This window comes from Kordia sp. (assembly GCF_022447245.1).
Taxonomy (GTDB): domain Bacteria; phylum Bacteroidota; class Bacteroidia; order Flavobacteriales; family Flavobacteriaceae; genus Kordia.
On the sequence record NZ_JAKVBC010000050.1, the window covers coordinates 20,897 to 27,685 of the forward strand.

The following is a 6,789-nucleotide window of genomic DNA, read 5'->3' on the forward strand; positions in this document are numbered from 1 at the left end:
ATTATAAAATGCAAAGAATCATAACGTTTATATGCGCACTAGTATTGGTTGTTTCTTGTAAAAACGATCCGAAATCAGAAAAAGGAAAAACTTCAAACGAAACTACTACCAAAGTTGAAGAAGTAAAACTTTCAACAAGTCAAGATCAATTTTTGTCTACAACTATTGCCTATTTTAAACAATGTAAAGCCGAATCTGAAAACAGAAATGATTGCAGAAACAGCATTACAAAAATGATCACAGAATTCTATAATATTGGCGACTTTAGAGCAAAAGATGGTGGTTTTATAATTTATGATAGTATTCAACCTATTGTAAAAAGATCGAATGATTGGACTAGATTAGGAGACGCTAACGATCAAGAAGCATTAAACAAAGCACAGCAAGCAGCTAACAACGGAAAAGCAACAATAGCAGTAGACGTATCGCAAACGTACGGACAAGTCGCAATGATCATTCCAGGGAAACTGACAAAATCAGGTTCGTGGAAATTGAATGTGCCAAACGCTGCAGCTTTGGTAAATTACAATGCTGAAAAGTCGTTTATGAACAAATCATTGTCGTATGCATTCAAATCGGCAAAAAATATTGTGCTATTCAGTAAACAATAGTTGCGGTATTTCTTGTAGAAAACGTTTTCGCATTTTATAAAAATAGGTAAAAATCACACATTGCTAATATATCCGTAAAAGCAACGGCAAAGCCTATAAGACTTAGAAGAGTTTTGTAAATTAGCCAGTAAAGACAACAAAAGAAATAAAGAAAAATGAGCATAATAATCAACATTCACGCAAGACAAATATTAGATTCTAGAGGAAATCCAACTGTAGAAGTAGACGTAATTACAGAAACAGGAATACTAGGAAGAGCTGCTGTACCATCAGGAGCTTCCACAGGAGAACATGAAGCGGTAGAATTAAGAGATGGTGGAGACGCTTATATGGGAAAAGGCGTGAGTAAAGCTGTTCATAATGTAAATACTACTATCGCTGAAGCATTAATGGGAGTTTCAGTATTTGAGCAAAATCAAATCGACAAATTGATGATCGATTTAGATGGTACGCCAAACAAAGGAAACTTAGGAGCAAATGCTATCTTAGGTGTCTCCTTAGCCGTAGCTAAAGCTGCAGCGAATGAATTAGGAATGCCATTATACAGATATGTTGGTGGAGTTTCTGCAAACACATTACCAGTACCAATGATGAATATCATCAACGGAGGCTCACATTCAGATGCGCCAATCGCATTTCAAGAATTCATGGTAATGCCAGTAAAAGCTAAAAACTTTACACATGCCATGCAAATCGGAACGGAAATTTTCCACAATCTTAAAAAAGTATTACACGATAGAGGTTTAAGTACAGCTGTTGGTGATGAAGGAGGTTTTGCACCAACTTTAGACGGAACGGAAGATGCTTTAGATACCATTTCAAAAGCTGTTGCAAATGCAGGTTACAAACTAGGTGATGAAGTTATGATTGCGTTAGATTGTGCTGCTGCAGAATTTTACGTAGACGGAAAATACGATTACAAAAAATTCGAAGGTGATTCTGGAAGCATCCGTACGTCGCAAGAACAAGCAGATTACTTAGCAGAATTAGCTGAAAAATATCCAATCATTTCTATTGAAGATGGAATGGACGAGAACGATTGGGAAGGTTGGAAATATCTAACTGAAAAAATCGGAGACAAAGTACAATTGGTAGGAGATGATTTATTTGTAACAAATGTAGAGCGTTTATCAAGAGGAATTGAAAACAATACAGCAAATTCTATCTTAATCAAAGTTAACCAAATCGGAACCTTGACAGAAACAATTGCTGCTGTAAACATGGCGCACAATGCTGGTTATACTTCGGTAATGTCGCACAGATCTGGAGAAACAGAAGATAACACGATTGCTGATTTAGCTGTCGCATTAAATACAGGTCAAATCAAAACTGGTTCTGCTTCTCGTTCAGACAGAATGGCAAAATACAATCAATTATTACGTATCGAAGAAGAATTAGGAGAAGTAGCGTACTATCCACAAGACAAAGCTTTCAAAGTAAAGTAATATTTGAAAAATATAATTATTAAAAAAGCGAGTTTTTGAAAAGAAACTTGCTTTTTTTATGAGGCAAGACTATCGTTTATAATTTTTATTAATCTTTCAGTTGTAAATGGTTTTACTAATTTTAGAAGTGAAAATCCATATTTAGAAACCAAATCATCAGCCTGTAAGTTAGAAGCAGTACAAACAATAACCTTGGAAGTTTTTTCAATGCCTTTATCAAAACAATATCGAATAACGCTTTCGCCGCTTTCTGAACTATTTAGCCATTTAGTAAAAATAGGCTCAATGGGAGCGTCACTTCCTCTTAAATGCAAATCAATGAAAATAATATCATATGTAATCACACTGAGATGTTGTAGTGCTTCATGAGCATTCACAACACTATGTACCACATGTTGATCACCATAACGATTAATAGCTGATTGAAATAAACTCCGATTAATATCATTGTCTTCTACATATAATATATAAAGTATCCTTTTTCAATAGCTTAGTTTAAAAGTTGATTTTGAATCGTTGTAATTTTTAGAATAACTTCTTTAATTTCATTGAGATTGATTCTTTTTTTGTTTTCTTTTTTTTATAAAACTTAAATAGTTCATTTTTAGAAGCCATCCAAGCTGTATGAAGTATATTTTTTATTTTATGAACATCAGTCCTTATATCATCTTCCACATCCATATAGGTTTCCTGATAAATCCAAATAGTTGCTGTTAAGCTCAATTCCCAATTTTTAAGACTCTCAAAATATTGCTTATCAGTTCCAGAAACAGTATTCATAAGTGAATATCCGCTATCTTTTAATGCTTGAAACACATTCAAACTTCTTTTTTCAGCAATTGATGCTTGAGATTTTTTAAAGAGACTTTCCAGAAACTCTATTTTTTCTTTTTCAAAATGGAATTTTATTTTCTCAATTTCTTTTTGATGCTTACACAGAGCTTTCATAGAAAAAATATTTAATACGAAACCTAATAAGCATACTAATAGCGCAACAGCTGCTCCAATAATAGCAGTAATTATCTCTGGTTCATTCATTACAATATTGATTTTCTTTCTCTACAGCTAAGAATACTGTTGAGTTTTTTTTAGCTATTGTCATAACTTTTTTGATGAATTTTTTGGAGTTATGAAGATACATAGAAGTATTTTGATGTATTATTTCTTTGGCGAATACTGTATGTGAAATGCAGATTTTCTTCTATTTAACATATAAAAAGCTCATAGTAACTATGAGCTTTAAATTTATGTACAGATATTTTAATTATGCACACGTCTTACATGTTAACTCCTCACAAGCAGTAGCTCTACAGGTCAATATACCTTCAGTTAGTGGTGGTATGGTTGGGTCTGGACAGCCACAACTTACATGGGGACAATACGAAAATACTCTTGTATACTTTTCTGTAAAATCGGTAATGGTTTCAATAATGGTTCCAATATCAATGGAATTATTGCCTCCAAAGGTTTTATTTAAATTGCTTACCGATTGTTTGCGGAGTTCTAAACTCTTCAAATTCTTTTTCTTCATAATTTTAAAGGTATTGATTTACAAAAAGTTAAAAAAAAATGAGATGATATAATTACGGTTTTGCCGTAAATAGAGAGTTGAAAATGACGAATGTAGATATCTAACTATTGAAATTTTTCTTATGGAAATCAAAAAATAAACGAATCTACAGAAGATGAAAAATCAAAAAAAATAATATCTTTAGCATATGACCAATCAGAAAAAACCAAATGGCTGTCTTGTGGGCTTTCAAAGGCTCTTTTCGGGATTAATGGCAGTTTTGGCGACTTTATTTTTAATCGTTGTACTGATATATTTAACGTACAATGTAAAAATAGAAGGCATGTCGTTACTAGTGGTCACAGCAAGTGGTTTCTTTGTACTGCGATACCTTTGGAAAAAGGTGAAGCGAAAATCAATTTCAAATAAGCAAGTGATAAAAGGTGTTTTTTCAGACTTCTTTCGTACCCTTATTGTCATTGTTATTTTTTCTGTTGTCATGGTAATTCTCGAAAAAAATTCAGGGAATAGAATTGTAGTAAAAGATAAAGATGAGGATGAAGACAAAACAGAAATTGTTACGACAACAGAAGACGGAAAAGAAACACGATATATTGTAAACAAACAATATTGGAGAGATTTTGATAGGAACTGGCATCGAATGGATTTTAAGATTGCTGAAACCAGTGTTGCAAAATCAAAACGAAACCGTCGCAGTTTTCGATACACACGCAACTTTTCTTGGGGAAGTTTTTACAAGCACATGGCAGAGCACGATCAGCCATTGTTAGAACATTTATATACTTCATTTAGTAAACTACAAAAAGAGAAAAAGCTGAGTCGTAGAAAATTTGCAGAATTGATTATTACGAGTATTCAAGATATTCAGTACAATTATATAAAATCAACTTCTTGTGACGGAACAGAAGAGTTTCCATGTGTTGGAAATGTACGCCTCGGAATTTTTGCACCTGCAGAATTTAGTGCCAACTTACAAGGCGATTGTGACTCGCGTACCGTATTGCTTTTTGTGCTTTTAAAGAAATTCAACTATAAAGTTGCCATCCTGAACAGTAATGAATATAGACATTCTGTATTAGCAATCAATTTGCCATCACGTGGAAAATATAAAACATACAACAGAAAAAAATATTATTTCGTAGAAACTACTGCAAAAGGTTGCCCAATTGGATATTTGCCGCAAAAGGTGTCAAATATAAATTATTGGGATTTTGTACTAGTGAATTAAAAACCTAAGCCTATGAACACAGACGTTTTCTTTTTAGCATTAAGTCAACTAATACTATCCATTCTATTAGCGATTATCATATTTTTTATTTCGTATAAAATACTGATCAGAATTTTTAAACTAAAAGAAGAAAATCTAAACGGTTCCAATTTAGCGTTAAGTGTATTTTTTTCAGGAATAATCTTTAGTACAGGATACTTATTAAGTGGAATCATTCCATCCATAATTAATTCCATAGAATTACTGAAAAATAATACAGAAGGTAGTTTATATGTTGAAGTCTTAAAATACTCTTCAATATCATTATTTGTTGGGTTTTTATTAGCAGGAGTTATTCATTTTAGCTCATTTATGTTGACTAAATCATTGACAAAACATGTAGATGAAGTAGCTGAGTTGCAAAAAAATAATTTAGCAGTTGCCATATTACTAGCTACAATTCTTATTTCAATCACAATCATAGCAAGAGATAGTTTAGTATTCTTGATTGAACTTTTCTTACCACAGCCAGTTGCTACTGAATTCACAGCTTAAAACTAACAGGGGATTTATAAAAAATCGGTCGTTATTAGATTTGATGAGTAGGTATTCAGTATTTTAATCGTTTTTATATTGGTATTTAAAAAACTACAGGATATTTATACGGTTGGTATGCATTTTTATTTTTTGTTTGAGCTTTGTAAATGCATTAAAATCAATATTTATTTAACGCGATTTAGCCAAAAAAATTAACGTACTTTTCACAGTAAAGAACTGAGAATTTAGTGAATTAAAGCATAGATAATTAATACGCTAATTCAATTTGAGACATGCATTAAATTGCAGAGATTTTCTAGTTTGATTTCAAATTAGGCTCTACATTTTTTGTGTCTATATCTCAATTTTTAAGGATTTTATAATAACTTTTATATATCGGTATTCTGCAACTAGTCCATTTTTATTTTAAAATTTTCATCATTCTGGCAAACCCTGCAAACTCATGAAATTTTAGCGCCTATCAAATCATAGAACAATTGCTAGAAAACCAGTAAATGTTATAAAAATTACATATTTTTATGAGTACTTATGCTATTATTAAAATGATAATAATCGCTTTTATTTTATCATAAATTTTACTGATATCTTAATTGTTAAATCATTTGTAAAGTATTTTCGTAAATCGCGACATATTTCGTAATTTAGCACACCAGATAAAAACAAAAAAATTCTTATAGAAAATATGTCAGATAACATAGCTACGTTAGAAATTAATGGCGAAAAACATGAGTTTCCAATAATTGAAGGAACAGAAAACGAAATCGCTATTGATATTAAAAAATTGAGAGGCTCTACAGGAGGAGTTATAACTATCGATCCAGGATACAAAAACACAGGTTCTTGCCAAAGTGGAATTACGTTTTTGAATGGAGAAAAAGGTGTACTTCGCTACAGAGGATATTCAATTGAAGACTTAGCTGAAAAAGCAGACTTTTTAGAAGTTGCATATTTGTTGATCTTTGGGGAATTACCAAACTCTGAAGAACTGGCAAAATTTCACAAAGATATCAAAGCACAGTCTGTTGTTGATGATGACGTAAAGAAAATTTTAGATGCTTTTCCAAAAAGTGCTCATCCAATGGGCGTATTAGCATCGCTTACAAATGCTTTAACAGCTTTTAATCCTTCTTCTGTAAATGTAGATTCAGAAGAAGATATGTACAAAGCTATTGTGAAAATATTAGGGAAATTCCCAGTATTAGTAGCTTGGACTATGCGAAAAAAGCAAGGTTTGCCATTAGACTATGGAGACTCATCACTTGGATACGTAGAAAACGAATTAAAAATGATGTTCAAACAACCGAATGAAGAATACACATTAAATCCTATTGTTGTAAACGCTTTAGATAAGTTATTAATCTTACATGCAGATCATGAGCAAAACTGTTCTACATCTACAGTACGTATTGTAGGTTCATCACACGCAGGATTATTTGC

The 6,789-nt window shown here is 32.0% G+C and carries 8 protein-coding genes; 5 read left to right on the plus strand and 3 right to left on the minus strand.

The window, feature by feature from the left end:
• The first annotated feature begins 8 nt into the window (after window positions 1–8).
• Window positions 9–611, plus strand: coding sequence for a hypothetical protein (locus MK119_RS22300; protein WP_290683582.1), 603 nt, complete (start codon window positions 9–11; stop codon window positions 609–611).
• A gap of 155 nt (window positions 612–766) precedes the next feature.
• Window positions 767–2,056: a phosphopyruvate hydratase gene (gene eno, locus MK119_RS22305; RefSeq protein WP_290683584.1), complete on the plus strand. Its 1,290-nt coding sequence runs from the start codon at window positions 767–769 to the stop codon at window positions 2,054–2,056.
• A 56-nt stretch (window positions 2,057–2,112) separates the two neighbouring features.
• Here eno and MK119_RS22310 read toward each other — a convergent pair whose 3' ends face one another.
• The 3 genes from MK119_RS22310 to MK119_RS22320 form a co-directional block, all read right to left on the minus strand.
• Window positions 2,113–2,433, minus strand: coding sequence for a hypothetical protein (locus MK119_RS22310; RefSeq protein ID WP_290683586.1), 321 nt, complete (start codon window positions 2,431–2,433; stop codon window positions 2,113–2,115).
• A gap of 148 nt (window positions 2,434–2,581) precedes the next feature.
• The gene (locus MK119_RS22315; protein WP_290683588.1) at window positions 2,582–3,094 is read right to left on the minus strand and encodes a hypothetical protein; all 513 of its coding nucleotides are present in this window, start codon (window positions 3,092–3,094) and stop codon (window positions 2,582–2,584) included.
• A gap of 226 nt (window positions 3,095–3,320) precedes the next feature.
• Entirely contained in the window at window positions 3,321–3,587 is a 267-nt protein-coding gene (locus tag MK119_RS22320) for a hypothetical protein (protein ID WP_290683590.1), read from the minus strand.
• A 187-nt stretch (window positions 3,588–3,774) separates the two neighbouring features.
• Here MK119_RS22320 and MK119_RS22325 point away from each other — a divergent pair, with 187 nt between their 5' ends.
• The 3 genes from MK119_RS22325 to MK119_RS22335 form a co-directional block, all read left to right on the plus strand.
• Window positions 3,775–4,815 carry a hypothetical protein gene (locus MK119_RS22325; RefSeq protein WP_290683592.1) on the plus strand — a complete coding sequence of 347 codons (1,041 nt, stop codon included), beginning with the start codon at window positions 3,775–3,777 and terminating at the stop codon, window positions 4,813–4,815.
• A gap of 12 nt (window positions 4,816–4,827) precedes the next feature.
• Entirely contained in the window at window positions 4,828–5,349 is a 522-nt protein-coding gene (locus tag MK119_RS22330; RefSeq protein WP_290683594.1) for a DUF350 domain-containing protein, read from the plus strand.
• A gap of 685 nt (window positions 5,350–6,034) precedes the next feature.
• Window positions 6,035–6,789, plus strand: a 755-nt coding sequence (locus MK119_RS22335; RefSeq protein ID WP_290683596.1) for a citrate/2-methylcitrate synthase, incomplete at its 3' end; no start/stop codon positions are given.